General features: G+C 72.7%; 22 protein-coding genes. 6 read left to right on the forward strand and 16 right to left on the reverse strand.

Annotated elements, in window-relative coordinates; genetic code table 11:
- Positions 1 to 108 precede the first annotated feature (108 nt).
- The 4 genes from infB to rimP all read right to left on the reverse strand — a co-directional run bounded on the left by infB (position 109) and on the right by rimP (position 5,204).
- Positions 109 to 3,207, reverse strand: a complete 3,099-nt coding sequence (gene infB, locus DEJ46_RS10725; RefSeq protein WP_150265550.1) for a translation initiation factor IF-2 — start codon at positions 3,205 to 3,207, stop codon at positions 109 to 111.
- A 145-nt stretch (positions 3,208 to 3,352) separates the two neighbouring features.
- Positions 3,353 to 3,634 carry a YlxR family protein gene (locus DEJ46_RS10730; protein ID WP_150265552.1) on the reverse strand — a complete coding sequence of 94 codons (282 nt, stop codon included), beginning with the start codon at positions 3,632 to 3,634 and terminating at the stop codon, positions 3,353 to 3,355.
- A 74-nt stretch (positions 3,635 to 3,708) separates the two neighbouring features.
- Positions 3,709 to 4,704, reverse strand: coding sequence for a transcription termination factor NusA (nusA, locus tag DEJ46_RS10735; protein ID WP_150265554.1), 996 nt, complete (start codon positions 4,702 to 4,704; stop codon positions 3,709 to 3,711).
- A gap of 2 nt (positions 4,705 to 4,706) precedes the next feature.
- Positions 4,707 to 5,204: a ribosome maturation factor RimP gene (gene rimP, locus DEJ46_RS10740; protein ID WP_150265556.1), complete on the reverse strand. Its 498-nt coding sequence runs from the start codon at positions 5,202 to 5,204 to the stop codon at positions 4,707 to 4,709.
- A 169-nt stretch (positions 5,205 to 5,373) separates the two neighbouring features.
- Here rimP and DEJ46_RS10745 point away from each other — a divergent pair, with 169 nt between their 5' ends.
- The 4 genes from DEJ46_RS10745 (at position 5,374) to DEJ46_RS10760 (ending at position 8,342) form a co-directional block, all read left to right on the forward strand.
- Positions 5,374 to 5,964 carry a hypothetical protein gene (locus DEJ46_RS10745; protein WP_150265558.1) on the forward strand — a complete coding sequence of 197 codons (591 nt, stop codon included), beginning with the start codon at positions 5,374 to 5,376 and terminating at the stop codon, positions 5,962 to 5,964.
- Positions 5,961 to 6,377 carry a ferritin-like domain-containing protein gene (locus DEJ46_RS10750; protein WP_150265560.1) on the forward strand — a complete coding sequence of 139 codons (417 nt, stop codon included), beginning with the start codon at positions 5,961 to 5,963 and terminating at the stop codon, positions 6,375 to 6,377. The genes DEJ46_RS10745 and DEJ46_RS10750 overlap by 4 nt, the downstream gene beginning before the upstream one ends.
- Before the next feature lie 71 nt (positions 6,378 to 6,448).
- Positions 6,449 to 7,348, forward strand: a complete 900-nt coding sequence (locus DEJ46_RS10755; protein ID WP_150265562.1) for an aminoglycoside phosphotransferase family protein — start codon at positions 6,449 to 6,451, stop codon at positions 7,346 to 7,348.
- Between the two features lie 67 nt (positions 7,349 to 7,415).
- Positions 7,416 to 8,342, forward strand: coding sequence for a slipin family protein (locus DEJ46_RS10760; RefSeq protein WP_150265563.1), 927 nt, complete (start codon positions 7,416 to 7,418; stop codon positions 8,340 to 8,342).
- A 96-nt stretch (positions 8,343 to 8,438) separates the two neighbouring features.
- Here the strand turns inward: DEJ46_RS10760 and DEJ46_RS10765 are convergent, their stop codons facing one another.
- The 8 genes from DEJ46_RS10765 to DEJ46_RS10800 form a co-directional block, all read right to left on the reverse strand.
- Positions 8,439 to 10,142, reverse strand: a complete 1,704-nt coding sequence (locus DEJ46_RS10765) for a proline--tRNA ligase (protein ID WP_150265565.1) — start codon at positions 10,140 to 10,142, stop codon at positions 8,439 to 8,441.
- Positions 10,143 to 10,250: 108 nt separating this feature from the next.
- On the reverse strand, positions 10,251 to 10,796 hold the full coding sequence (locus DEJ46_RS10770; protein WP_150265567.1) for a GNAT family N-acetyltransferase: 546 nt from the start codon (positions 10,794 to 10,796) through the stop codon (positions 10,251 to 10,253).
- Between the two features lie 28 nt (positions 10,797 to 10,824).
- Positions 10,825 to 11,670 carry a GNAT family N-acetyltransferase gene (locus DEJ46_RS10775; protein ID WP_190622566.1) on the reverse strand — a complete coding sequence of 282 codons (846 nt, stop codon included), beginning with the start codon at positions 11,668 to 11,670 and terminating at the stop codon, positions 10,825 to 10,827.
- A 248-nt stretch (positions 11,671 to 11,918) separates the two neighbouring features.
- Positions 11,919 to 13,076 (reverse strand): flavodoxin-dependent (E)-4-hydroxy-3-methylbut-2-enyl-diphosphate synthase, encoded by a 1,158-nt coding sequence (gene ispG / locus DEJ46_RS10780; protein WP_150265569.1) that lies wholly within the window; start codon positions 13,074 to 13,076, stop codon positions 11,919 to 11,921.
- A gap of 114 nt (positions 13,077 to 13,190) precedes the next feature.
- Complete coding sequence (locus DEJ46_RS10785) at positions 13,191 to 14,498, reverse strand: M50 family metallopeptidase (RefSeq protein ID WP_150265571.1); 1,308 nt, start codon at positions 14,496 to 14,498, stop codon at positions 13,191 to 13,193.
- Complete coding sequence (gene dxr / locus DEJ46_RS10790; RefSeq protein ID WP_150265573.1) at positions 14,495 to 15,745, reverse strand: 1-deoxy-D-xylulose-5-phosphate reductoisomerase; 1,251 nt, start codon at positions 15,743 to 15,745, stop codon at positions 14,495 to 14,497. Before dxr ends, DEJ46_RS10785 begins: the two co-directional genes overlap by 4 nt.
- A gap of 34 nt (positions 15,746 to 15,779) precedes the next feature.
- Complete coding sequence (gene aroA / locus DEJ46_RS10795) at positions 15,780 to 17,015, reverse strand: 3-phosphoshikimate 1-carboxyvinyltransferase (protein ID WP_150265575.1); 1,236 nt, start codon at positions 17,013 to 17,015, stop codon at positions 15,780 to 15,782.
- A gap of 79 nt (positions 17,016 to 17,094) precedes the next feature.
- Complete coding sequence (locus DEJ46_RS10800) at positions 17,095 to 19,020, reverse strand: acyl-CoA dehydrogenase family protein (RefSeq protein WP_150265577.1); 1,926 nt, start codon at positions 19,018 to 19,020, stop codon at positions 17,095 to 17,097.
- Between the two features lie 141 nt (positions 19,021 to 19,161).
- Here DEJ46_RS10800 and DEJ46_RS10805 point away from each other — a divergent pair, with 141 nt between their 5' ends.
- Complete coding sequence (locus tag DEJ46_RS10805) at positions 19,162 to 19,464, forward strand: putative quinol monooxygenase (RefSeq protein WP_150265579.1); 303 nt, start codon at positions 19,162 to 19,164, stop codon at positions 19,462 to 19,464.
- Positions 19,465 to 19,554: 90 nt separating this feature from the next.
- Here the strand turns inward: DEJ46_RS10805 and DEJ46_RS10810 are convergent, their stop codons facing one another.
- Together DEJ46_RS10810 and DEJ46_RS10815 are read right to left on the reverse strand one after the other, a co-directional pair.
- On the reverse strand, positions 19,555 to 21,000 hold the full coding sequence (locus tag DEJ46_RS10810) for an aldehyde dehydrogenase family protein (protein ID WP_150265581.1): 1,446 nt from the start codon (positions 20,998 to 21,000) through the stop codon (positions 19,555 to 19,557).
- Positions 21,001 to 21,157: 157 nt separating this feature from the next.
- On the reverse strand, positions 21,158 to 22,147 hold the full coding sequence (locus tag DEJ46_RS10815) for an EamA family transporter (protein ID WP_223834592.1): 990 nt from the start codon (positions 22,145 to 22,147) through the stop codon (positions 21,158 to 21,160).
- Positions 22,148 to 22,311: 164 nt separating this feature from the next.
- On the opposite strand from DEJ46_RS10815, the gene DEJ46_RS10820 reads away from it, so the two are divergent.
- On the forward strand, positions 22,312 to 22,515 hold the full coding sequence (locus DEJ46_RS10820; protein ID WP_150265583.1) for a hypothetical protein: 204 nt from the start codon (positions 22,312 to 22,314) through the stop codon (positions 22,513 to 22,515).
- A gap of 24 nt (positions 22,516 to 22,539) precedes the next feature.
- Here DEJ46_RS10820 and DEJ46_RS10825 read toward each other — a convergent pair whose 3' ends face one another.
- Entirely contained in the window at positions 22,540 to 24,093 is a 1,554-nt protein-coding gene (locus DEJ46_RS10825; protein WP_150265585.1) for a PucR family transcriptional regulator, read from the reverse strand.
- A gap of 83 nt (positions 24,094 to 24,176) precedes the next feature.
- The gene (locus DEJ46_RS10830) at positions 24,177 to 26,678 is read right to left on the reverse strand and encodes an ATP/GTP-binding protein (protein ID WP_150265586.1); all 2,502 of its coding nucleotides are present in this window, start codon (positions 26,676 to 26,678) and stop codon (positions 24,177 to 24,179) included.
- Between the last annotated feature and the right edge of the window lie 166 nt (positions 26,679 to 26,844).

A 26,844-nucleotide genomic window follows, 5' to 3' on the forward strand; every position in this document is an offset into this window, starting at 1 on the left:
GGGCCGTCGCTCGGCAGGGACACCAGAACCGTACACGCAACGGCCGGGGCCGATCGACGGAATAACTCCCACCGACCGGCCCCGGCTCACTGCTGTGATCGGACGCGATCAGGCGCGGGGCTTCTCGCGCATCTCGTACGTCGCGATGACGTCGTCGATCTTGATGTCGTTGAAGTTTCCGAGGTTGATACCACCCTCGAAGCCTTCGCGGATCTCGGTGACGTCGTCCTTGAAGCGGCGCAGACCGTGGATCGTGAGGTCCTCGGCGATGACCTTGCCGTCGCGGACGAGGCGCGCCTTGGTGTTGCGCTTGACCTCGCCGGAGCGGATGAGAACACCGGCGATGTTGCCCAGCTTGGACGAGCGGAAGACCTCGCGGATCTCCGCCGTACCGAGCTCGACCTCTTCGTACTCCGGCTTGAGGAGACCCTTCAGGGCCGCCTCGATCTCCTCGATGGCCTGGTAGATCACCGAGTAGTACCGGACGTCGACGCCCTCGCGCTCCGCCATCTGCGCGGCACGGCCGGCCGCACGGACGTTGTAGCCGATGACGATGGCGTCGGAGCCCATGGCCAGGTCGATGTCCGACTCCGTGACCGCACCCACACCGCGGTGCAGGACGCGGATGTCGACCTCTTCGCCGACGTCGAGCTGGAGCAGCGAAGCCTCGAGGGCCTCGACCGCACCGGACGCGTCGCCCTTGATGATGAGGTTGAGTTCCTGGACGAGACCGGCTTTGAGCACCTTGTCGAGGTCCTCGAGGGACACCCGGCGGACGCGCTTGGCGAAGGCGGCGTTGCGCTCACGCGCAGCGCGCTTCTCGGCGATCTGACGCGCCGTACGGTCCTCGTCGACGACCAGGAGGTTGTCGCCGGCACCCGGCACGTTGGTGAGACCGAGCACCAGGACGGGAGTCGACGGGGTCGCCTCCTCGACGTTGTTGCCCTTGTCGTCGAGCATCGCCCGGACGCGGCCGTACGCGTCGCCGACCACCACGGTGTCGCCGATGCGCAGCGTTCCGCGCTGGACCAGGACGGTCGAGACGGCACCACGACCACGGTCGAGGTGGGACTCGATCGCAATACCCTGCGCGTCCTGGTTCGGGTTGGCCCGCAGGTCGAGCGAGGCGTCGGCGGTGAGGACGACGGCCTCCAGCAGGGAGTCGATGTGCAGACCCTGCTTGGCGGAGATGTCGACGAACATCGTGTCGCCGCCGTACTCCTCGGCCACCAGACCGAACTCGGTCAGCTGACCGCGGACCTTGGTCGGGTCCGCACCCTCGACGTCGATCTTGTTGACCGCGACGACGATCGGGACGCCGGCGGCCTTGGCGTGGTTGAGCGCCTCGATCGTCTGCGGCATGACGCCGTCGTTGGCCGCGACCACGAGGATCGCGATGTCGGTCGACTTCGCACCACGGGCACGCATGGCGGTGAACGCCTCGTGACCCGGGGTGTCGATGAAGGTGATGCGACGCTCTTCGCCGTTGACCTCGGTACCCACCTGGTAGGCACCGATGTGCTGGGTGATGCCACCGGCCTCGCCCGCGACGACGTTCGTCTTGCGGATCGCGTCGAGCAGTCGGGTCTTACCGTGGTCGACGTGACCCATGACGGTGACGACCGGCGGACGGGAGACCAGAGCCTCTTCGCCGCCCTCGTCCTCGCCGAACTCGATGTCGAAGGACTCGAGGAGCTCGCGGTCCTCCTCCTCCGGGCTGACGATCTGGACGACGTAGTTCATCTCGTCGCCGAGCATCTGCAGCGTGTCGTCGGAGACGGACTGCGTGGCCGTGACCATCTCGCCGAGGTTCATCATCACCGCGACGAGCGACGCCGGGTTGGCGCCGATCTTCTCGGCGAAGTCGGTGAGGGAGGCACCGCGCGACAGGCGAATGGTGTCGCCGTTGCCGCGAGGCAGCATCACGCCGCCCACGGACGGGGCCTGCATGGCCTCGTACTCCTGGCGCCTCTGCCGCTTCGACTTGCGACCACGACGCGCGGGACCGCCGGGGCGACCGAAGGCGCCCTGCGTGCCACCACGTCCACCCGGACCGCCGGGACGGCCACCGAAGCCACCGGGACGACCGCCGAAGCCGCCGCCACCGCCGCCGGGACCACCCGGACGACCGCCGCCGCCACCACCGGGACCACCGGGACGGCCGGCGAAGCCGCCGCCGCCACCGCCGGGACCGGCCGGACGACCGGCGAAGCCGGGACGACCGCCGCCGCCACCGCCGGGACCACCCGGACGGCCGCCGGGGCCACCGGGACCACGGCCGCCAGGACCGGGGCGCGGGCCGGCAGCGGGACGCTGCGGCATCATGCCCGGGTTCGGACGGTTACCGCCGGGCGCGCCGCCCGGACGGGGAGCCTGCGGACGCGGCATGCCACCGGGGGTGGGACGCGCGCCGCCCTGGCCCTGCGGACGCGGGGCGCCACCGGGGCCACCCTGCGGACGCGGAGCGCCCGGAACGGCGCCGGGGCCGCCCTGCGGACGCGGGGCGCCGCCGCCGGGACGGGGCGCCTGCGGGCGCGCCATTCCGGTGGAGCCACCCGAGGTGAAGGGGTTGTTGCCCGGACGCGGACCGGCCGGACGGGCACCGCCCGGACGCGGGGCGCCCTGGCCCTGCGGACGCGGGGCACCCTGACCCTGACCCTGCGGGCGCGGGGCCTGCTGGGCGGGGCGGGCGGCCGGGCGGGGGCCCGGGGTCGCGCCGGCGGGACGCTGGGCGGCCGGAGCCGCCGGAGGCGCGGTGAACTCCGGGGTCGTCGGAGCCGGGGAGGCCGGCGCCGGCTTCGGCGCGGCCGGGGGCTTCGGACCCGGGGTGGGACGCGAGCCCGAGGTGGGCGCCGCGGCGGGCTTCTCCGCGACCACGGGCTTGGGCGCCGCCGGGGCGGGCGCTCCAGGCTTCGGGGCGGAGGGACGTACAGCCTGCGCCGGGGACGGCGCGGCGGGGGATGCCGGCGCCGGCTTCGGCGCGGCGGGGGAAGGCGCTGCCTTGCGGGGCGCGCCGGGCTTGGCAGCGGTCTTGCCGGCGTTGCCACCGGGACCCTGCAAAGCGTCAGTCAACTTGCGCACGACCGGCGCCTCGATCGTCGAGGACGCCGAACGGACGAATTCACCGAGTTCTTGGAGCTTGGCCATGACGACCTTGCTCTCTACGCCGAACTCCTTGGCGAGTTCGTATACCCGGACCTTAGCCACTTCGCTCCTTTTAGGTCCGGTTACCGCCGGACCGTCGCTACTTCATGGGCGTACTCATCGCGTACTCATCGAGTGCTCATCGCAATCTCGACCTACTTCCAACTCGCGAGGTACCTGACCGCACGGTGATCCGTGCCGTACTTCTTCACTGCGGTGCCGATGGCTCGACGTGGTGACGGAGTTCCGCTGTGTCGAGCGGGCCCTGGACCTTGAAGGCCCTGGGGAACGCTCGGCGGCGGACCGCCAGGTCGAGACAGACCACGGCGGGGTGCAGGTACGCACCCCGGCCGGGCAGCGTACCGCGATGATCCGGAACACACTCGTCCTTATTCACCACGATCCGCAGCAGATCGCTCTTGGCCGCTCGCTCCCGACATCCCACACAGGTTCGTTCAGGGCATACGCGGGCTTGCGTCCGGCCAGACACGATTAAGTCTACCTCCCCGTACCGACCTCACCCGTTCGGGGCAAGAATCGAACAACTGATGGCCAAAAACGGTCTCAGTCCTCCGGACCGGCCGGCTCGGTGTCCGGACGGATGTCGATCCGCCAGCCGGTGAGGCGCGCGGCCAGGCGGGCGTTCTGCCCCTCCTTGCCGATCGCCAGCGACAGCTGGTAGTCGGGCACCGTCACCCGGGCGGACCGGGCGGCCAGGTCGACGACCTCGACCTTGGAGACCCGCGCCGGGGAGAGCGCGTTCGCCACCATCTCGGCCGGGTCGTCCGACCAGTCGACGATGTCGATCTTCTCGCCGAGCAGCTCCGCCATCACGTTGCGGACGCGGCTGCCCATCGGGCCGATGCAGGCACCCTTGGCGTTCAGACCCGAACGGGTGGCCCGCACGGCGATCTTGGTGCGGTGACCCGCCTCACGGGCGATGGCCGAGATCTCGACGGAACCGTCGGCGATCTCCGGCACCTCCAGGGCGAAGAGCTTCTTCACCAGATTGGGGTGCGTGCGCGAGAGGGTGACGGACGGACCGCGGACACCGCGGGCCACCCGGACGACGTACGTGCGCAGCCGCAGACCGTGCGAGTAGTCCTCGCCCGGCACCTGCTCCTGCACCGGGAGGATGGCCTCCAGCTTGTCGTCCAGCCGGACCAGGACGTTCTTCGGGTCCTTGCCCTGCTGCACCACACCGGCGACGACGTCGCCCTCGCGGCGCGCGTACTCGCCGAACGTCACGTCGTTCTCGGCGTCCCGCAGTCGCTGCTGGATCACCTGGCGGGCGGTGCTCGCCGCGATCCGGCCGAAGTCCGACGGGGTGTCGTCGAAGTCCTTGGGCTCCTGGCCCTCCTCCAGCTCGGAGGGGTCTTCCTTCGCCCACACCGTCACGTGACCGGTCTGCCGGTTCAGCTCCACGCGCGCGTGGCGGCGGGCGTCGGGGGTGCGGTGGTAGGCGATGAGGAGGGCCGACTCGATCGCCTCGACCAGCAGGTCGAAGGAGATCTCCTTCTCATTCGCCAAGCCCTTGAGCAGCTTCACGTCGATGTCCACGGCTACGCCTCCTCTTCCTTCTTGTCCTTGCGGTTGAACTCGATCTCGACACGCGCCTTGGCGATGTCGGCGAACTCGACCCGGCGGGCGGTGGGCTTGCGCCCCTTCACGCCCGGCACTTCGAGGTCGAGGCCGTCCTCGTCCACGGCGAGGATCCGGGCGACGAACTCCTCGCCCGCGGCGAGCTGGAGCTTGGCCAGCCGGCCGGTGGCCCGCACGTAGTGGCGGTGCTCGGTCAGGGGGCGGTCGGCGCCGGGAGAGCTGACTTCGAGGACGTACTCGCCCTCGCCCATCACATCGGTCTCGTCGAGCTTCTCGGAGATCTCACGGCTCAGCTCGGCGCAGACGTCCAGCTCGACGCCCTCTTCCGAATCGACGACCACGCGCAGCAGTCCGCGACGGCCGGCCCGGGACACCTCGATCTCTTCCAGATCCAGGTCCTTCGCGTGGACGAGCGGCTCAATGAGTCCGCGCAGCCTGTCGCTCTGGGTGGTGCTCATCCGGGTGACTCCTCGGCCGCGTGTGCTGTTGTGGGTTTCGTCGCGTGTCAGACCAAAGGGTATCCGGTCCCGGAGGGTGTTGCCGTCCACCGCTCCGGGGCCCGCGGGTACGCTCGCCTGCGGTGATCTCGACGATCTTCGACGACGCACGACGGACGAGGGAGAGAGCGTGACGACGACGGGCAGGCGCGCACTCCTCAGGGCGGGCGCGGCGGCGGGCGCGGCGGCCCTCGTGGGCTGCACCTCCGACGCCGGCGGCGACGGCGGTACGAGGAAGCCGAGCGCCGCCCGACTGGAGGCCGAACGGGTGGCGCGCGCCGAGGCGGCGCTGCGGCTCCGCTCGGTGACCGCCGCGCGGGGCCTGCTGGAACGTTACGACGCGGTGCTCGCCGCGCATCCCGCGCTCGCGCCCCGGCTGACGCCGCTGCGGCGCTCGGTGGCGGCGCACGCGAAGGCCCTGGGCGAGGGCGGGACGACGGTGACCCCGGTGACCCCGGCGGCCGCGTCCCCCTCGGCCTCCGCGACGGTCTCCCCGTCGGCCTCCGCCGCCGCCTCCTCCGGCCCGAAGCCGCCGCCGGTACCGGTGCCCGCCGATCCCCGCGCGGCCCTCAAGGAACTCGCGGCGGCCGAGCGCGAGGCCTCCGACAGGCACACGAACGCCCTGGTCGCGGCCCCGCCCGAGTACGCGCGACTGCTCGCTTCCGTGGCGGCCGCGGGCGCCGCGCACGCCTACCTGCTGACCGAAGGAGCACCGGCATGAGCGCCCTCGACGCCGCCCAGGCGGCCCTGGCCGCCGAACACGCGGCGGTGTACGGATACGGGGTCGTCGGCGGCCGGATCGGTACGGCGCGCAAGGCCGAGGCCACCACCGCCTTCGAGGCCCACCGGGCCCGCCGGGAGGCGCTGCGCCGCACCGTGCGCGACCTCGGCGGCACGCCGGTTGCCGCGGCGGCCGCGTACGAGCTGCCGTTCCCGGTCGCCGACACGGCCGGCGCCGTACGGCTCGCGGCCGTCCTGGAGGACCGGGTGGCCGGGGTGTACTCCGACCTCGTCCGGGCCGGCCGGGGCCCGCTGCGGAGCGAGGCGGCCGCCGCGCTGCGGGAGGCGGCGGTCCGTGCCGTCCGCTGGCGCGGCCGCGACGTAACCTTTCCTGGGCTCGCCGAGCGGATGTGAGTCCGGCCCCGACCGGGCCGGCCGATCGTCGGACGGACCGTCAGACCGAACGTCAGAAGGACAACGCACGCATGGCTTTCGAACCGCCGCAGCGACTCGTACGAGCGCTCGGTGAGACGTACGGGGACACCGCGGCGACCGAGTGGCTCGGGCCGCTGCCGGAACACGCGCGGACCGTGCTCGACCACGCGTCCCTCGACGCCGAGCGGGTGATGGCCCCGGGCGGGCGGAGCAGTCTGGTCCTCCTCGTCCGGCGCCCCGACGACTCCCCCGCCGCGCTGAAGATCGCACCGCCCTTCGCCCGGCCCGAGCTGGAGCGGGACGCGCTCGCGCACTGGAACGGCTGGGGCGCCGTCCGGCTGCTCGACGAGACCCCGGACGGCGGGCTCGTCCTCGAACGGCTGCACCCCGAGGTGTCGCTGCGCTCCCTGCCGGAGGCCAAGGCGCTCCTGGAGGCCGCCGGGACCGTACGGAAGCTGTGGGTGGAGCCGCCGGCCGGACACGGCTTCGAGTCGGTGGCCGAGCGGACGGAGCGGCAGGCCGCGGCGATGGAGCCGTACCGCGCGGACCCGGCGGCCGGTGAGCTGACGGCGGCGGCGCTCGCCGCCCGTGAGGAGCTGGTGGCCGCCCCGGACGAGTCGCTGCTGCTGCACGGCTGTTTCCGCCAGGGCAAGGTGCTGGGCGGCGACCGCGCCCCCTGGCTCGCCGTCGGACCCGAGCCGCTCGTCGGCGAGCGCGCCTACGACCTGGCCCGGCTCGTCCGCGACCGGGTCGAGGACCTGGTGGGCGCGTCGGCGGGCGCCTCGACGGCCCGGCGGCGGGTGAACAAGCTGGCGGACTCGCTGGACATGGACCGGGAGCGGCTGCGCGGCTGGACGCTGTTCCGCGCGGTCGAGTCGGGGACGCGGGCGTTCACGGCGGGGCGGCGGCAGGACGCCGAGCTGCTCATGGAGTTCGCGAGCTGGCTGTAGGGGAATACCCTTCTTGTAACGTTCGCCGGTTCTCGGCGTACTGTCGGCTCGGCTCCAGGGGGCCGTGATGATCGAAGAGCTGCTGATGGCGGCCGCCGGCGCGGCCGCGGCGGTCGCGGTGTACGCGGGCGCGGCGGCGCGGGTCGTGAAGCAGTACGAGCGCGGGGTCGTCTTCCGCTTCGGCCGGCTGCGCCAGGAGATCCGCCCGCCCGGATTCACGATGATCGTGCCGGTCGTCGACCGCCTCCACAAGGTCAACATGCAGATCGTCACGATGCCGGTGCCCGCGCAGGAGGGCATCACCCGGGACAACGTCACGGTGCGGGTGGACGCGGTCGTGTACTTCAAGGTGGTCGACGCGGCGGACGCGCTGGTGCGGGTGGAGGACTACAAGTTCGCCGTCTCGCAGATGGCGCAGACCTCGCTGCGGTCGATCATCGGCAAGAGCGACCTGGACGATCTGCTGTCCAACCGGGAGAAGCTCAACCAGGGCCTCGAGCTGATGCTCGACAGCCCGGCGATGGGCTGGGGCGTCGCCATCGACCGGGTCGAGATCAAGGACGTGTCCCTGCCGGAGACGATGAAGCGCTCGATGGCCCGGCAGGCGGAGGCGGACCGGGAGCGGCGGGCGCGGGTGATCAACGCGGACGCGGAGCTCCAGGCGTCGAAGAAGCTGGCGGAGGCGGCCGCGGTGATGTCGGAGCAGCCGGCGGCGCTGCAGCTGAGGCTGTTGCAGACGGTGATGGCGGTGTCGGCGGAGAAGAACTCGACGCTGGTCCTGCCGATCCCGGTGGAGCTCCTGAGGTTCCTGGAGCGCGCGACACCGGCGGCCGGGGAAGCGGGCGAGCACGCGGAGGCGCTGTCGCCACCACCGCCACCGCCACCGCCACCGCTGAGCGAGGCGTATCTCAGGGGTCGGGCGGCCGCGATGGACGCGGTCGAGGACCTGACGGGCGCGTCGGTGGATCCGGTACCGCACGAGGACGTGACCTGAGCCCGTCACGGGCAGGCGGTACGCGTCCACGAGCAGCGCACGAGGGAGGGGCGGGGCCCGAGGCCCCGCCCCTCCGTCGTGTCATGTGCCCCGCGGTCAGGCGGTGAGGCGGGCGATCGCCTCGTCGACCGTGAGCTCCTCGCGCTCGCCCGTGCGGCGGTCCTTCAGCTCCACGACGCCCTCGCCGGAGCGGCGGCCCGCGACCAGGATCTTCGGGACGCCGATGAGCTCCGCGTCGGTGAACTTGACGCCCGGGGAGACGCCCGCGCGGTCGTCGGTCAGGACGCGCAGGCCGGCGGCGGCCAGCTTGTCGGAGACCTCCAGGGCCAGCTCGGTCTGGAGGGCCTTGCCGGCGGCGACGACGTGGACGTCGGCCGGGGCGACCTCGGCGGCCCAGCACAGGCCCTTCTCGTCGGCGGTCTGCTCGGCGAGCGCGGCCACGGCGCGGGTGACGCCGATGCCGTACGAGCCCATGGTCACGCGGACCGGCTTGCCGTTCTGGCCGAGGACGTCGAGCTTGAGGGCGTCGGCGTACTTGCGGCCCAGCTGGAAGATGTGGCCGATCTCGATGGCGCGGTCCAGCTTCAGGCCGGTGCCGCACTTGGGGCACGCGTCGCCCTCCTGGACGACGACGACGTCGACGTACTCCTCGACCTCGAAGTCACGGCCCGCGACGACGTTCTTCGCGTGCATCCCGTCCTTGTTGGCGCCCGTGATCCACGCCGTGCCCGGCGCGACGCGCGGGTCGGCGATGTACGTGACCTTCTCCAGGCCCTGCGGACCGACGTAGCCGCGGACGAGGTCGGCGCGCTGCGCGAAGTCCTCCTCCGTCACCAGCTCGACCGTGGCGGTCGGACCGAAGTGTGCCTCGACCTTGTCCATGTCGACCTCGCGGTCGCCGGGGACGCCGACGGCGACGATCTCGCCGTCGACCTTCACCAGGAGGTTCTTGAGCGTGGCGGAGGCCGGGACGCCCAGCGAGGCGGCGAGCGTCTCGATGGTGGGGGTGTCGGGGGTCGGGATCTCCTCCGCGGCGGGGACCGCGGCGGCGTCGACCGGCTTCACCGCCTGGTAGACGGCTTCGGTGTTGGCCGCGAAGTCGCAGTTCGGGCAGTCGGCGAAGGTGTCCTCGCCGGCCTCGGCCGGGGCGAGGAACTCCTCGGACTTCGAGCCGCCCATCGCGCCCGCCGTGGCGGCGCAGATGCGGTAGTCGAGACCGAGGCGCTCGAAGATGCGCTGGTAGGCCTGGCGGTGCAGGGCGTAGGACTGGGCGAGGCCCTCGTCCTCGGTGTCGAAGGAGTAGGAGTCCTTCATGAGGAACTCGCGGCCGCGCAGGATGCCGGCCCGGGGGCGGGCCTCGTCGCGGAACTTGTTCTGGATCTGGTAGAGGATCACCGGCAGGTCCTTGTAGGACGAGCACTGGTCCTTCACCAGGAGGGTGAAGATCTCCTCGTGCGTGGGGCCGAGGAGGTAGTCGGCACCCTTGCGGTCCTGGAGGCGGAAGAGCTCGGCGCCGTACTCCTCCCAGCGGCCGGTCGCCTCGTAGGGCTCGCGGGGCAGCAGCGCGGGCAGCAGGACCTCCTGCGCGCCGATCGCGTCCATCTCCTCGCGGACCACGCGCTCGACGTTGGCGAGGACCTTCAGGCCGAGGGGCAGCCAGCTCCAGATGCCGGCGGCGGTGCGGCGGACGTAGCCGGCGCGCACGAGGAGCTTGTGGCTGAGGACCTCGGCGTCCGCCGGGTCGTCGCGCAGCGTCTTCGCCATCAACTTCGACATGCGCTGGACCGGTGCGTTGGCCATGGTTCTCGTACTCCTGCCGGATGGGGGTCCCCCCTGCTCGAGCGCAGCCGAGAGCTCGGGGGAGGGTGATGGCCCCGAGGTTAGCCGGGCGGCCCCGGACCGGGGAAATCAGTTCCGTCGCGGGAGGGGCAGCGGGGCGCCCATGACGGCGTACGGGCGGGCCGCGCTCGGGAAGTGCACCTGGCGGGCGAGGTCCTCGTACCCGAGGGCGCGGTAGAGGCCGCGGGCCGGGGAGTCGGTGTCGATGGCGGAGAGGATCGAGCGCTGCTCGTCGGCCTCGTCGGTGATCGTGGTGATCAGTCCGCGGCCCACGCCGCGCCCCTGGTAGGCGGGGTGGACATGGAGTTCGGTGATGACGAACGAGCCGTCGAGCCAGTCGGCGGTGCCCGTGGCGCGCAGGTACGGCTCCACGACGGTGGACCACCAGTGCGTACGGTCGTTGGGCATGCCGTACACGAAGCCGACGAGCCGCCCCGAGGGCGTGGTGGCGCCGTAGGAGCGGGCGCCGGGGCTCATGAGGTGGCGCAGCACGATGTGGCGGCGTACGGCGACCTCGTCCTGGTCCAGGCCGAAGGCGACCGCCTGCACGGCGAGGGCCTCGTCCACCTTGGCGGCGAGATTGACCGGTCCGATCATGACCTCTGCGTCATCCATGCGGCGCACCCTACAAGCGGCCGGGGCCTCAGAACAGCACGCTCATGAAGGCGCCGGTCTCACGGAAGCCGACGCGGCGGTACGAGGCCCTGGCCGGGGTGTTGTAGTCGTTGACGTACAGGCTGACCACGGGGGCGACGTCGGCGAGGGCGTACTGGAGGACGGCGGCCATGCCGGTCTCCGACAGGCCCTTGCCGCGGTGCTCGGGGGCGACCCAGACGCCCTGGATCTGGCAGGCCTGTCGGGTGGCGGCGCCGATCTCCGCCTTGAAGACGACCTTGCCGTCCTCGATCCGGGCGAAGGAGCGGCCCGCGCCGACGAGCTCGGCGACCCGGGCCTGGTAGAGCAGTCCGCCGTCGTTGGCCAGCGGGGAGATGCCGACCTCCTCGGTGAACATGGCCACGCAGGCGGGCATGATCGCTTCCATCTCGTCCTTGCGGACGCGGCGGACCAGCGGATCGGGCGCGACGGTGGTGGAGGGCTGCTCGGCGATCATCAGCGGCTGGCGGGCGCGGACGTCCCTGGCCGGGCCCCAGCTGGGCTCCAGGAGCCGCCACAGCTCGCCGGTGGACTCGGCGGGGCCGACGATCGAGGAGCAGCGGCGGCCGATCCTGCGGGCCCGGTCGGCGAAGGCGCGGACGGCCTCGGGCGTGGCGCAGATGGGGACGAGGTTGGCGCCGGAGTAGCAGAGCGAGCGCAGTCGGCCCTCGGTGTACCAGCCCCACATCTCGCCGCCGAGCCGCCAGGGGTCGAGCCCCGCGACCTGGACGCGTGCGGTCACGAAGGCGTTCTCGACGGGGGAGCTCTCCAGGACGGCCAGGGCGGCGCCGAGGTCGGCGGGTTCGAGGACCCGGGTGGTGGTCTCTGTCAGCACGAGGGGGCCTCACGGTACGGATCTGCTGGTCTCCGCACTTTACCCCCGTGTGCTGTGACGGGGCCCGTCACAGCGCACGAAACCCCTCGGCCCGGTGGGGCGGAGGGGTTCGTGGGGGAGGAATTCCGGACACCCGCGGCGACGGGGACGACGGACGCCGGAGGTGACGTCGGATCCGTGGCGGCAGGCGCCGACGGTGATGCCCTACCCGTGGCGGCAGGCACCGAGGGTGACGTCGGGCCGTGGTGTCAGACGCCGATGGCGACCGACGGCTCGCCGCTGGCGACGCCGTCCTTCTCCATCTGCTCGGCGATCTTGAGCGCCTCCTCGATGAGGGTCTCGACGATCTTCGACTCGGGGACGGTCTTGATGACCTCGCCCTTCACGAAGATCTGGCCCTTGCCGTTGCCGGAGGCGACGCCGAGGTCGGCCTCGCGGGCCTCGCCCGGGCCGTTGACGACGCAGCCCATGACGGCGACGCGCAGCGGGACGGTCATGCCGTCGAGGCCGGCGGTGACCTCCTCGGCGAGCTTGTAGACGTCGACCTGGGCGCGGCCGCAGGACGGGCAGGAGACGATCTCCAGGCGGCGCTGGCGCAGGTTCAGCGACTCCAGGATCTGGATGCCGACCTTGATCTCCTCGGCCGGCGGAGCGGAGAGCGAGACGCGGATGGTGTCGCCGATGCCCTGGGCGAGCAGCGCGCCGAAGGCGACGGCCGACTTGATGGTGCCCTGGAAGGCCGGACCGGCCTCGGTGACGCCGAGGTGCAGCGGGTAGTCGCACTGGGCGGCCAGCTGGCGGTAGGCCTCGACCATCACGACCGGGTCGTTGTGCTTGACCGAGATCTTGATGTCGCGGAAGCCGTGCTCCTCGAAGAGGCCGGCCTCCCAGAGGGCGGACTCGACGAGCGCCTCGGGGGTGGCCTTGCCGTACTTCTTCAGGAGCCGCGCGTCGAGCGAACCGGCGTTGACGCCGATGCGGATCGGGGTACCGGCGTCGGAGGCCGCCTTGGCGATCTCCTTGACCTTGTCGTCGAACTGCTTGATGTTGCCGGGGTTGACCCGGACGGCCGCGCAGCCCGCGTCGATGGCGGCGAAGACGTACTTCGGCTGGAAGTGGATGTCGGCGATGACCGGGATCTGCGACTTCCGCGCGATGACCGCGAGGGCGTCGGCGTCGTCCTGGGTGGGACAGGCCACGCGCACGATCTGGCAGCCGGAGGCGGTCAGCTCGGCGATCTGCTGGAGCGTGGCGCCGATGTCGGAGGTGCGGGTCGTCGTCATCGACTGCACGGAGACGGGGGCGTCACCGCCGACGGCCACGCTGCCGACCTGGATCTGGCGGCTCTTGCGCCGCTCGGCGAGCCGGGTCGGGACGGTCGGGATACCGAGAGAAATCGCGGTCATCTTTTGTGCAACCTCAAGGTTGTGCGTCGGCGGGCTCAGGTCTCCGAGGTTACCGCCCCGGGGGCGGGGGCCCCGACACCAGCGGGTCGGGGCCCCCGGGAGCTGTGTCCGGAACTAGGTCAGCCGCACCGGGTTGACGATGTCGGCGGCGAGGACGAGCAGCGTGAAGCAGACGAAGACACCGGCCACCACGTACGCGGCGGGCATCAGCTTGGCCACGTCGAACGGGCCCGGGTCGGGGCGCTTGAAGATCCGGGCCGTGTGGCGGCGTACGGACTCCCACAGGGCGCCCGCGATGTGACCGCCGTCGAGCGGCAGCAGCGGGAGCATGTTGAACAGGAACAACGAGACGTTGAAGAACACCAGGAGGTTCATGAACCAGACGATGATCCGCTCCGGCGGAGCGTCGACGTTCATGAGCTCGCCGGTGAGCCGGGCGGCGCCGACGACACCGACCGGGGAGTCCGCAGCGCGCTCCCCGTCGCCGAAGGTGGCGTCCCAGAGTCCGGGGATCTTGCCGGGGAGGGCGACGACCGACTCGACGCCGTTCTCCAGCAGGTCGGACATCCGTTCGGTGGTCTCGCCGAAGCTGAGGGCGCCGACCTCGGTCTTCGAGGCGAAGCCGAGGTAGCCGGCGTCGATGTACCGGACCGGCTGGACGACCTGGCCGTCCTCGTCCTTCATCGGCACCTTGTTGGAGACGAGCGTCGGGTGCAGGTCGACGCGCTGGCCGCCCCGCTCGACGGTGATCGTCGCCGTGCCGATGGTGTCGCGGATGCGGTCCGAGAGCGCGTCCCAGTCCCCCACCGGCGCGCCGTTGAAGGCGACGATCTTGTCGCCCTCTTTGAGACCCGCCATGTGAGCCGGAGAGACGGGGTCACCCGGCTCGCACTTCTCGCGGTTCTCGCTCTGCTCGATGACGCACTTCTGGACGCCGGCGACCTTGGTCGTCTGGCCCTCGATGCCCAGCGTCATCATCGAGCCGAAGAAGAGCGCCGCCGCCAGGACCAGGTTCATGAAGGGGCCGGCGAACATCACGATCACGCGCTTCCACGGCTTGCGCGTGTAGAAGAGCCGGGTCTCGTCGCCGGGCTTCAGCTCCTCGTACGAGGCCTCGCGGGCGTCCTCGATCATGGAGCGCCAGGGCGAGGTGGAGCGGGCCTCGATCTTGCCGTCCTCGCCGGGCGGGAACATGCCGATCATGCGGATGTAGCCGCCGGCCGGGATCGCCTTGATGCCGTACTCGGTCTCGCCCCGCTTCTTCGACCAGATCGTGGGGCCGAAGCCGACCATGTACTGCGGCACACGGATGCCGAAGAGCTTGGCCGTGGAGAGGTGGCCCAGCTCGTGCCACGCGATGGAGACGAGCAGTCCCAGCGCGAACAGCACGATGCCGAGGATGTACAGGAGCACTTCGGTCATGCGCGCGCCTCCGCCGTTGCCTTCGCCGCCAGCTCACGGGCCCGGGCCCGGGCCCAGGTCTCCGCTTCGAGGACGTCCGGGACGGTGAGGGAGGTTCCCGTACCGGGAACGCCGTGCTCCGCGACGACCGCTGTGACCGTATCCATGATTCCGTTGAACGGCAGGCGTCCGGCGAGAAACGCCTCGACGCACTCCTCGTTCGCCGCGTTGAAGACCGCGGGGGCCGTGCCGCCCAGTTCGCCGACGTGCCGGGCGAGGCCGACCGACGGGAAGGCCTCCGTGTCGAGCGGGAAGAACTCCCAGGTGGAGGCCTTGGTCCAGTCGAAGGAGGGGGCCGCGTCCGGGACCCGCTCCGGCCACCCGATACCGATGGCGATGGGGCCGCCCATGTCGGGCGGAGTCGCCTGGGCGAGCGTGGAGCCGTCGGTGAACTCGACCATCGAGTGCACGTACGACTGGGGGTGCACGACGACCTCGATGCGGTCGAAGGGGATGTCGTACAGCAGGTGGGCCTCGATGACCTCCAGGCCCTTGTTCACCAGGGTGGCGCTGTTGACCGTGATCACCGGGCCCATGGCCCAGGTCGGGTGGGCCAGCGCGTCCTCGCGGGTGACATGGGCGAGCTGCTCGCGCGTACGGCCGCGGAAGGGGCCGCCGGAGGCGGTGACGACCAGCTTGCGGACGTCGGCCCGGGTGCCGGCGGCCAGCGCCTGGAAGAGGGCCGCGTGCTCGGAGTCGACCGGGATGATCTGCCCCGGCTTGGCGAGCGCCTTGACCAGCGGGCCGCCGACGATCAGCGACTCCTTGTTGGCGAGGGCGAGGGTGCGGCCCGCTTCGAGGGCGGCGAGCGTGGGCGCGAGGCCGATGGAGCCGGTGATGCCGTTGAGCACGGTGTGGCACGGGGAGGCGGCCAGCTGGGTGGCCGCGTCCGGGCCCGCCAGGAGCTCGGGGAGCGGCTCGGAGCCGTACAGCGCCTTCAGCGCCTCGCGCAGCTCGGGCAGCACCTCCTCGCGGGCGACCGCGACCGCGGCGACCTTCAGCCGGTGCGCCTGCTCCGCGAGCAGTCCGACCCGGCCGCCGGAGGCGGCCAGGGCGGTGACCCGGAAGCGGTCGGGATTGCGCAGCACCAGGTCGATGGCCTGGGTGCCGATGGACCCGGTCGAGCCGAGGACGACGATGTCCCGGCGTCCTTCGGAGACGTCGAAGGCGATATGGGGATCGGCGAGAGGAGAGGGGCGGTCGCTCATGCCCCCCATTCTTGCGCCAAACGCTGTGCGGACTTCACGGGGTGTGGACAAACGTGTCGAAGACCCGGTGGAAGTCGGGAAAGGTCTTCTTCACACAGCCCGGGTCGTCGAAGGTGATCCCGGGGGTCCGCAGGGCGGTGACGGCGAAGGACATGACGATCCGGTGGTCGCCGTGGGTGGCGATCTCGACGGGTCCGGCCGGGGTGCCGGGGTGGATCTCGATCCAGTCGGGGCCGGTGCGGACGGTGATGCCGAGGCGGCGCAGGTTCTCGGCGCAGGCGTCGAGGCGGTCGCACTCCTTGACCCGGGTGTTGGCGACGTCCTCGATGCGGACCGGGCCGTCGGCGAAGGGGGCGAGGGCGGCGAGGGTGGGCATGGTGTCGGAGATGTCCCGCATGTTGACGGTGAGTCCGCGCAGGGTGCCGGTGGAGCGGACGGTGGTGCCGGTGTCGGTGATCTCGACCTCGGCACCCATGCGGCGCAGGACGTCGACGAAGGCGAGGTCGCCCTGGAGGGCGCCGGTGCCGAGGCCGGGGACGGTGACGGAGCGGCCCGGTTCGAGGGCGGCCGCGGCGAAGAAGTAGCTCGCGGTGGAGGCGTCGGGCTCGATGCCGTACGTCCTCGCGCGGTAGCCGGTGGGGGCGACCCGGTACGTACGGCCCTCCTGGCGCACGTCGGCGCCGAAGGCGCGCATCATCGCGAGGGTGATCTCGACGTACGGCTCCGAGACCAGATCGGTGACCGTGATGTCGAGGCCCTCGGCGGTGAGCGGGCCCAGCATGAGCAGGGCCGTCAGGTACTGGGAGGACTGCCCGGCGTCGAGGGTGAGCGCGCCGCCCTTCACGCCGGAGGCGTGGACGGCGAGGGGGTGGTGCCCCTCCTTCTCGCCGTGCCGGAGGTCGACGCCGAGGTCGCGCAGCGCGGTGCTGAGGGGGCCGAGCGGGCGGCGGCGCATCTGGGCGGAGGCGTCGAAGCGGTACGTGCCGCGGCCCGCGGCGACGAGGGTGGGCAGGAAGCGGGCGGTGGTGGCGCCGTCGCGGCAGTAGACCTCGGCGGTGTCCGCGCCGGGGCCGTCGGGGCGGCCCTCGATGTGCCAGGCACCGGGCTCGCGGCGCACGGCGTAGCCGAGGGCGGTGAGGCCTTCGGCGAAGCCCTCGGTGTCGTCGGAGACGAGCGGCCTGAGGAGGGTCGTGATGCCCTCGGCGGCGGCGGCGAGGAAGAGCGCGCGGGCCGTGACGGACTTGGAGCCGGGGATGTCGATGACGGTCACGGCGACCATCCTGCCGTGACCTGCGGCGCGGTCGTGCCACGGTCCGCCACGTGGACGCGTGTGCCCGCAACGGCCGGGGTCAGGGGAGGCGGCGGTGGAGGTCGGGCTCGGTGGAGGGGCCGGGGGTGGCGTCCGCGATCCAGGGGCCCTCGCCGCTCGGGTCGACGATGCCGGCCTCCAGCCAGGCGTAGGCTCCGGAGAGGACGCCGTCGACGACCTTGCGGTCGAGGTCGTCCGTGTTGGACCAGAGGCGGCCGAAGAGCTCCTCGGTCCTGAGGCGGGCCTGCCGGCAGAAGGCGTCCGCCAGCTGGTGGGCCTCGCGGCCGTGGTCCGTGGTGGTGCGGAGGAGTTCGGCCCGTACGCAGGCGGCGCTCATCGCGAAGAGCTCCGCGCCGATGTCGACGATCCGCCCCAGGAAGGCCTGCTTGAGCTCCATGCGCCCCTGCCAGCGGGACATCGCGTAGAAGGTCGAGCGGGCGAGCTTGCGGGAGGTCCGCTCGACGTACCGGAGGTGGCCGGCGAGGCCGCCGAACTCCCCGTACGCCCCGGGCAGCTGTCCCGGCCCGGCGACGAGTCCGGGCAGCCAGCGGGCGTAGAAGCCGCCGGCCCGCACCCCGGCCTTCGCCTTGTCGGCGAGGGAGGTGTCGGGGTCGATGAGGTCGCCGGCGACGGAGAGGTGGGCGTCGACGGCCTCGCGGGCGATCAGGAGGTGCATGATCTCGGTCGAGCCCTCGAAGATCCGGTTGATCCGCAGGTCGCGCAGGACCTGCTCGGCGGGGACCGCGCGCTCGCCGCGGGCGGCGAGGGAAGCTGCGGTCTCGTAGCCGCGGCCGCCGCGGATCTGGACCAGTTCGTCGGCGATCAGCCAGGCCATCTCGGAGCCGTACAGCTTGGCGAGGGCGGCCTCGATCCGGATGTCGTTGCGGTCCTCGTCGGCCATCTGCGAGGCGAGGTCGACGACGGCCTCCAGCGCGAAGGTGGTGGCCGCGATGAAGGAGATCTTGGTGCCGACGGCCTCGTGGCGGCCGACGGGCCTGCCCCACTGCTCGCGGACGCCCGACCATTCGCGGGCGATCTTCAGGCACCACTTGCCGGCGCCCGCGCAGGACGCGGGGAGGGAGAGCCGGCCGGTGTTGAGGGTGGTGAGGGCGATCTTGAGGCCGCTGCCCTCGGGGCCGATGCGGTGTGCGGCGGGGACGCGGACGCCGTGGAAGCGGGTGACGCCGTTCTCCAGGCCGCGCAGCCCCATGAAGGCGTTGCGGTGCTCGACGGTGATGCCGGGCGAGTCCGCCTCGACCACGAAGGCGGTGATGCCGCCGCGGTGGCCCTCGGAGGCGGGCACCCGGGCCATGACGACGAGGAGGTCGGCGACGACGCCGTTCGTGGTCCAGAGCTTCACGCCGTCGAGGACGTAGTGGTCGCCGTCGGGCACGGCGGTGGTGGCGAGGCGGGCCGGGTCGGAGCCGACGTCGGGCTCGGTGAGGAGGAAGGCGGAGAGGTCCGTCCGGGCGAGGCGGGGCAGGAAGGCGTCCTTCTGCTCCTGGGTGCCGAAGAGTTTCAGCGGCTGCGGTACGCCGATCGACTGATGCGCGGAGAGCAGGGCGCCGACGGCGGGGCTCGCGGAGCCGACGAGGGCGAGGGCGCGGTTGTAGTACAGCTGGGTGAGACCGAGCCCGCCGTACTTCGGGTCGATCTTCATCCCGAGCGCGCCGATCTCCTTGAGGCCGGTGATCGTCTCGTCGGGGATGCGGGCCTCGCGCTCGATGCGGGCGCTGTCGATCCGGGTCTCGCAGAAGGTCCTGAGGGTCGCGAGGAAGGCCTCCCCGCGCCGTACGTCCTCGTCGGCGGGGAGCGGGTGGGGGTGGACGAGGTCGAGCCGGAAGCGGCCGAGGAAGAGCTCCTTGGCGAAGCTCGGCTTGTGCCAGTCCTGCTCGCGCGCGGCCTCGGCGGTCTGCCGGGCCTCGCGCTCGGTGACCTTGGGCGGCTGCTGGGCGGGTGCGGACATGGACACCTCCTGCTCGGGGCTTCCCTGTCCGTCGTACCCGATTTCCGCGGGTTCGGAAAGACGGGGGGGGGAGCGTTCGCGCGGCGTCCTCCAGGTGAGACGCCCGGGCCGCCGGTGAAGGTACGGCGTAGGGTCCGCGCCATGTCGCAGCCGATCAAGCTCATCATCCACATCACCACCCTGCCCGGCCGGGGCGCGGAGCAGGTCGCCGCCTTCAAGGCCCTCGCGCCCCTCGTACGGGCCGAGGACGGGTGCCTCCGGTACGACCTCCACCGGGTGGCCGACGACCCCGACCGCTTCGTCCTGATCGAGCGCTGGGCCTCGGCCGGGGCCCTCGCCGCGCACGACGTCGCCCCGCACATGACGGCGGCGGACGCGGCGAACAAGGCCTTCCGCGCGAAGCCCGCCGAGGTCGTGCGGCTCGTCGACGCGCCCGTGGCGTGACGCGGGCCGCCCGACGAAAGCGCATGACGAAAGACGGTCCGAGCCCCCGCACAGTGGGCTCGGACCGTCTGGTTCGGTGAGACGTACGCCTTAGAGGGCGAGGCCCGTCAGGACCAGGACGCGCTCGTACGTGTAGTCGTCCATCGCGAACTTGACGCCCTCGCGGCCGACGCCGGAACGCTTGGCGCCGCCGTACGGCATCTGGTCGGCGCGGTAGGAGGGGACGTCGCCGACGATCACGCCGCCGACCTCCAGCGCGCGGTGGGCGCGGAAGGCGGTCTGCAGGTCGCGCGTGAAGACGCCCGCCTGGAGGCCGAAGTCGGAGTCGTTGACCGCGGCGAAGGCCTCGGCCTCGCCGTCGACCTTGGCGATCGTGAGGACCGGGCCGAAGACCTCGGCGCGGGCCAGGGTGACGTCGGCGGGGAGCTCGGCGAGGACGGTCGGGGCGTAGGTGGCACCCTCGCGCTTGCCGCCGGTGAGGAGCTTGGCGCCGGCGGCGACGGCCTCGTCGACCCAGGACTCGACGCGCTGGGCGGCGGCCTCGTCGACCAGCGGGCCGACGTCGGTGGCGGCGTCGGACGGGTCACCGGTGACCTGGGCCTCGACGGCGGCGACGATCTTCGGCACCAGGCGGTCGTAGACCGAGGCGTCGGCAATCACTCGCTGCACGGAGATGCAGGACTGGCCGCCCTGGTAGTTGGAGAAGGTGGCGATGCGGCTCGCCGCCCAGTCCAGGTCGGCCTCGGAGGACCAGTCGGGGAGGACGACGGCCGCGGCGTTGCCGCCGAGCTCCAGGGTGCAGTGCTTGTGCGGCACCGACTCCTGGATGGCGTAGCCGACCTTGTCCGAGCCGGTGAAGGAGATGACCGGGAGGCGCTCGTCCTTGACCAGGGCGGGCATGCGGTCGTTCGGCACGGTCAGGATCGACCAGGAGCCGGCCGGCAGCTCGGTCTCGGCCAGGATCTCGCCCAGGATCAGGGAGGAGATCGGCGTCGAGGGGGCCGGCTTGAGGATGATGGGGGCGCCGACGGCGATGGCCGGGGCGACCTTGTGGGCGCTGAGGTTCAGCGGGAAGTTGAACGGCGCGATGCCGAGGACGACGCCCTTGGGGATACGGCGGGTGAGCGCGAGGCGGCCCGCGCCGCCGGCCTCGGTGTCCAGGCGCTGGGCCTCGCCGGCGTTCCAGCGGCGGGCCTCCTCGGCGGCGAAACGGAAGACGGAGACGGCACGGCCGACCTCGCCGCGGGCCCACTTGATGGGCTTGCCGTTCTCGGCGGAGATCAGGAGGGCGATCTCCTCGGTGCGCTCGGCGAGCCGCTTCGACACGTGGTCGAGGGCGGCGGCACGGACGTGCGCCGGGGTCGCGGCGAACTCGTCGACGACGGCGTGCGCGGCGGCGACGGCCTCCTCGACCTGGGCCTCGGTGGGCACGCTGACCTTGCCGACCAGACGTCCGTCGAAGGAGTTCGTGACGTCGAAGGTGGCCTCGCCGGTGGCCTCGCGGCCGGCGAGCCAGAAGGCGTGGGTGGTCGTCATTGCGTCCCGGCCCTTTCCGTATCGGGGGTGCGAGCGATCGCTCTCCTGACACGGTAGGGCCGGGAGGACGGAGGGGCGTTTGTCCGGTGTGGAGTGGTGAGGGTGAACCTCTGTCCGCTTTGGCCGAACCGGCCCGGTCGCCTGTGGCAGGCCCCCGTCAGGTTCGCCGCTCGGTCGAGACGATGAGACAGACACCGCCGACGACGACCGCGCCGCCGAGGACGATGGGCCAGGACAGGGCCTCGCCGAGGACGAGGGCGCCGAGGGCGACGGCGACGACCGGGTTCACGTACGCGTACGTGGCGACCAGCGAGAGCGGTGCGGCCTGGAGGAGCCACGCGTACGCGGTGAAGGCGATCAAAGAACCGAAGACGATCAGGTACGCGAGCGCGGCCCACGAGCGGCCCGAGACCGCGGTCACGTCGAGGCCGTGCTGCTCGCCCCGGACGAAGGCGACGGCGAGGCCGCCGAGGCCGCCCGCGATCATCTCGTACGCACTGGCCGTGAAGGGGTTGGCGGGCATGGGGAGACGGGCGGACGAGAAGGAGCCCACGGACCACAGGAGCGTCGCCACGACGACGAGGACGACCCCGCCGACCTTCACCTCGCCGCTGAGCCCGGGCAGTGTGAGCACGGCGAGTCCCACGAGGCCGAGGGCGACTCCGGCGAGGCCGCCGGCCGTCGGCCGTTGACCGGTGGCGGCCTTCAGGAGCACGACCCAGGCCGGGACGACGGAGATGAGCAGGGCGGTCAGGCCCGAGGGGATGGAGGTCTCGGCGAGGACGACGAGGCCGTTGCCGCCGAGTATCAGGAGCAGGCCGATGAGGACGGCGGAGCCGAGCTGCCGGCGGGTGACCTTGAGGGCGGCGGGGCCCTGGCGCCAGGCGATGATCCCGGCGAGGAGCAGTCCGGCGGTGACGAAGCGGACGCCGGCGGAGAGGAACGGCGGCATCGTCTCGACGACGATCCGGATGCCGAGGTAGGTGGAGCCCCACACGACGTACACGATGCCGAGCGCGGCCCATACGGCGCCGGTGATCCGGCGGGCGGCGGGCGCGGCGGTGCGGGTGCCGGCCTGCGTGGTGGTGGCCTGCGTGGTGGTGGCCTGCTGCGTCTCGGGGGCCGGATCGACGGCGGGGCTTGTCATGAGCAGGAGAGTAGGCAGTTCACGGGTGGTTGACCAAGAAAACTGCCCGGATTCGGGCAGGGAAACCGGAATTCGGGTGGGCGAACCTGGCCAAGAGTCACTCGGCAGGCGGGGTGAAAGGATGGCCCCGACCACGACAACTCGCGGGGAAATAGGGGAAGAACATGGTTCTGGCGGTTCTGATCGGCGTCCTGGTGCTCGCCGTCGGAGGGTGCGTCTGCGTCGTGTGGGCGTCGCGCGGCGGCCCGCCCTGGGTCCGCGCGGTGGCGAAGGTGACCTTGCTCGGGGGCGAGCTGGTGCGCGACAACCGGAAGCGGAGCCGTACGCAGCAGGGCGACGGCGGCACCGTCACCGGCGGCGGCGAGTAGGGACGTGACCGCGGGGCACCCCTCTCAGGGCGTGTCCTCGCCCGTCGCCTTCAGCGCCAGCCACAGCTCCATGCGTACGTCCGCGTCGTCCAGCGAGCGGCCCAGGATCTCCTCCACGCGCCGCATCCGGTAGCGCAGGGTGTGCCGGTGGACGCCCAGGTCGGCGGCGGCCGCGTCCCACTGGCCGTGCCGGGAGAGCCAGGCGCGCAGCGAGGCCACGAGGTCACCGCGCCCGGTCGCGTCGTGCTCCCGCAGCGCGCGGAGCATGCCGTCGGCGAAGGCGCGGACGGCGTCGTCGGCGAGGAGCGGCAGGACCGAACCGGCGGCCAGCTCCTCGTGCTCGACGAGCGTGCGGCCACGCCGCCGGGCCACCGCGAGGGCCTGCTCGGCCTGCTTGTACGCGGTCGCCGCGGCGACCGGGCCGGCCGGGGCCGAGAGGCCGACGACGATCCCGGTCTCCTCCGCCTCGCGCTCCGCGTACCCGTGGCAGGCCGTGACGACGGCGCCCCCGTCCCCGGCGAGGACGACGAGCCGCCCCTCGCTCTCCGGGACCGTCAGCACCGCCTCGCCCGCCCGGGCGGCGGCCGTCTCCAGGGTCTCGGCGAGGGCGGGCAGCGGGGCCTCGCCCGTCGGCTCGCCCCCGGCGGGCTCGGCGACGAGCAGCCGGAAGGGGGCGTCGAGCAGCCCGCCGTACACCTCGCCGGCCACCGCGCGCGCGTGGTCCGGCTGGCCGGCGAGCATCAGCTTCAGGACGGCGGCGCCGAGCCGCTGCTCGGCCGCCTGGAGCGAGCGGGACCGCTCCGTGGTGAGGGTGAGCAGGGCGATGGCCGAGTGGACGGCGTACCGCTCGGCCGTCCCGAGGGGCGCGCCCGTGCCGACCGCGAGTGCGCCCCGCACGCGCCGGCCGGTGCCGAGCGACTGGAGCTCGACGCGGTCGTCCGTACCGCCGACGACGGCGCTCGCGGGCGCCGGGCGGTCGCGGAGCCGCTCCACGTCGGGGGTGAGCCGGGCGGCCCGGCGGGCGGCCCACTCGGGCGAGACGGCGACGACCGTGCCGGAGGTGTCGTACAGCGCGGCCCAGCCGTCGACGTGCGCGGCCAGCCGGGTGACGACGGCCTCGGGGCCCTCGGCGAGCGCGGCGCGGGTCAGCTCGCGCTGGGCCTCGAAGCCGGCGGTGACGGCGCGGTACTGGTCGGCGGAGATGGCCGCCGAGACCGCCTTGCTGATCGCGAGGAACGGGGTCCTGCGCGGCACCTCGAGGAGCGGCAGGTGCTCCTCGCGGGCCGCTTCGAGCAGGGCCGGCGGGATCTCCTCGTAGTTCACGCCGACGGCGAAGCCGAGCCCGACGACCCCCGCCCCGAGCAGCCGCCGCACGTACCGCCGCATCGCCTCCAGGTCCTCGGCGTCCAGCGTGAGCGCGGTGGTGAGGAGGAGCTCGCCGCCCTCCATGTAGGGGACGGGGTCGGCCAGCTCGCTGACGTGGGCCCAGCGGACGGGGGTGTCGAGGCGGTCCTCACCCGCGCGGACGATCAGCTTGAGGGAGGAGTGCTGCACGAGCGAGGCGAGGGTGGGCGGCATTGGGGACCGTCGGACCTTTGGGCGAGGGGGCGCCGCTCAGCCGAGCGGCGCCCCCGATTGTGCCAGGGCCGAAAGTCCTCCGCTCAGCCGCGGAGCTCGACGAGGAGCGGAGGGGTGTGCTCGCCGCGCACATGGGTGAGGGAGAGGACGGCGTGGCCGGGCGGCACGGCATGCGCGAGATCGGACGCGGACCACCGCTGGCGCTCCACTTCGCGGACGGTGACGGCCTCGGTCGTCACGGCCTTGCCGGTCACCAGCTTGCGCAGGGCGTGGAAGGCCCGGGTCATCGGCTGGTCGGCGAAGACGGTGTGGTGGGCCACCTCGGTCGTCTCCACCCGTTCGGTGCCCCACGCCTCGGCGAAGGCCCGGCCGTCCCAGGTGGGAAGCCCGGCGAAGGCCATCCGGCAGCCGACGCCCGCGAGGAGTGGACCGTGCAGTGCTTCGGGGACCTCCGCGAGGGTACGAAGGGCCAGCACGACGCCCGCGTTCTGCGGGCGCAGCCGCTGGAAGGCCCGTACGGTCCCCGCCGTGAGTGCGCCGGCCGCGTCGTCGAGCACCAGGCAGGCGAAGTGCCCGCTCCCGGCGCGGTCCCGGGTCACCTGCTGGAACTGGGCGAGCAGCAGCCGGTTGAGCAGGCGCCCGGCCTCCTCGTGGCCGCCGTCCGGAAGGCTGACCCGGACCCGCATCGGGTGCTGGGCGACGGCCCGGAGGGAGAAGGGCCGCACGTCGCGGCCGCCGCCGAAGAACTCGGCGAAGGCGGGGCGGTCGAGCGCGGTGAGGCGGTCGGCGAGCACGGGGCCCACGTCGGTCGCGGTGCCGACCTGTCGGATCCGGGACTCCAGTTCACGGCGCATCGCGTGCGCTCCGTCGGCCGGCAGCAGGTCGAGCAGCGCCTCCAGGACCTCGGGACGGGCTTCGAGCAGCTCCCGCAGGACCGGGACAGTCGGGAAGCTCCCGTACGCGGCTCTGTACGGGCCGATGAGCTGGGCGAGGACCGTGGCCGCGCGTCGGGTCTCCACGCCCTCCATGTCGCCGACGAGTCCTTCGGCGAGGAAGCCGGCGGCCTCGTCCGGGTCGGTGGCGCCCGCGTACAGGTCGAGGTCGTACCGGGAAGAGGGGTCTCCGAGGCGGATCACGACGTCGTACGCCTCGTCGGGGCCGAGCGGTGCCCCGGCCGTGCCGACGGCGACGACGGCGACGGCCCCGGTGAGCGCCTGGAGGGTGAGCGACTCGACGACGGGCGCGACGAGCGAGCGTGTCTTGCCCGCTCCGGAGGGGCCGACGGCGAGGAGGGAGGTGCCGAGGAGGCCGGGGTCGAGCGCGAGGCCGGCACCGCGGTAGGCGTGCGGGGTCCGCTCGGCGGCCGCCCAGCGCCCGAGGCGGACCTGGCCCAGGAGCAGGTCGTGGGTGGCCGCACGGCTCGGCAGGTCGCGGTCGCCCGAGGGGTGTGCGCCCGCCGCGGCGCCCTTGCGGAGGAGCCCGTCGACGAGGGCGGTGCGGCGTTCGACGTCCTGGTCGCTCTTCCGCCAGCCGCGGCGCACGCGCGCACAGTCGACGTCGTTCATGCGGCCTGCGGCCAGTTCTCCGGTGAGCAGGTCGGCGGCGGCGTGCTCGCCGGCGCCCCTGAGCTCGGGCCACTGGGAGCGGGGGGTGACCGGTCCGACCGGGGCGGTGGGGACCGGAACGCCACCGGAGGCGGACCGGGCGCGCCACTGCCCGAAGAGGCTCGGCCACTCGCCGACCCTGGCGAACGGCCAGACGACCGCCGCCGTGATGAGCGCGCGCATGGGGTAGACGAAGAGCGGCGAACTGGGGACGTCCCAGCTGCCCGTCAGAAGCGCGGCGAGGCAGGCCACCGGGTCGACGACGGGCAACGGGGGCCATCCGAGGCCGAGGGTCTCGGAGAACACGAACGCCAGGACGAGCAGGGCCCCCGCCGCGGCGACCGCCGCGCGCACGGGCGGACGGCACCGGTCCAGGTAGTGACGGGTGACCTTGCCCCAGGAGCCGAGGGCGCCGACGCCGCACACGAGAGCGAGGAAGAGAGCGCCGTCGAAGACACTGTGCGCGGCGACGCCTTCCCAGTCCTTCGGCGAGGTGGTGAGGGGGTACCACCAGTCGTTCGGGGTGAGGGTCCGCAGGAGGAGGTCCGCGTACGGGAGGGTGTTGCTCCGCCAGGCCGACCAGATGACCAGGCCGACGGCCGCGGGGATCAGCATCCCGACGAAGGTGACCGGCGCGAGCCGCGTGGGCACCTCGGGCGGCGGAACGTGCCGGAGCCGCCAGATGCCGAGGCCGGCCTTGGGACGCGGGGCGTCCAGCCAGGCGACGACAGGCGAGGAGCCGGGCGCCTCGGGAGCCCGGGACGGCGGGGGCGGGACGTTCGGCGAAGGCGGGATGCTCGGCGGAGGCGGGGGCGGGACGCTGCTGGGGGTGGCGGGCCGGACCTCGTAGGCCGGGGGTGTCGGGGGGACCCGCGGGTGCGCCGGGGCCGCGGCAGGTGTGGAGGACGGGGGCGGCCCCGCCGGGCGTGGTACCGCGCCCTCTCTGGTGTCTCGTGACTCGTACGTGCCGTCGGTCTCCATGTACCCCTGCCCCCTGACCAGCCAGGTCGCCGCCTCTGTGCCCTCGTCAATCTAGTGGGCCCGAAGCGCCCCGGAGGGGTTTCGCCCACCCGTACGGCCGATCGCCGCCGGGCGGCGTCAGCCCGCACCCTTGAGGGTGGAAGGGGAGTCGCCATGTCCATCCCGG

The organism is Streptomyces venezuelae (assembly GCF_008642375.1).
Lineage (GTDB): Bacteria > Actinomycetota > Actinomycetes > Streptomycetales > Streptomycetaceae > Streptomyces > Streptomyces venezuelae_G.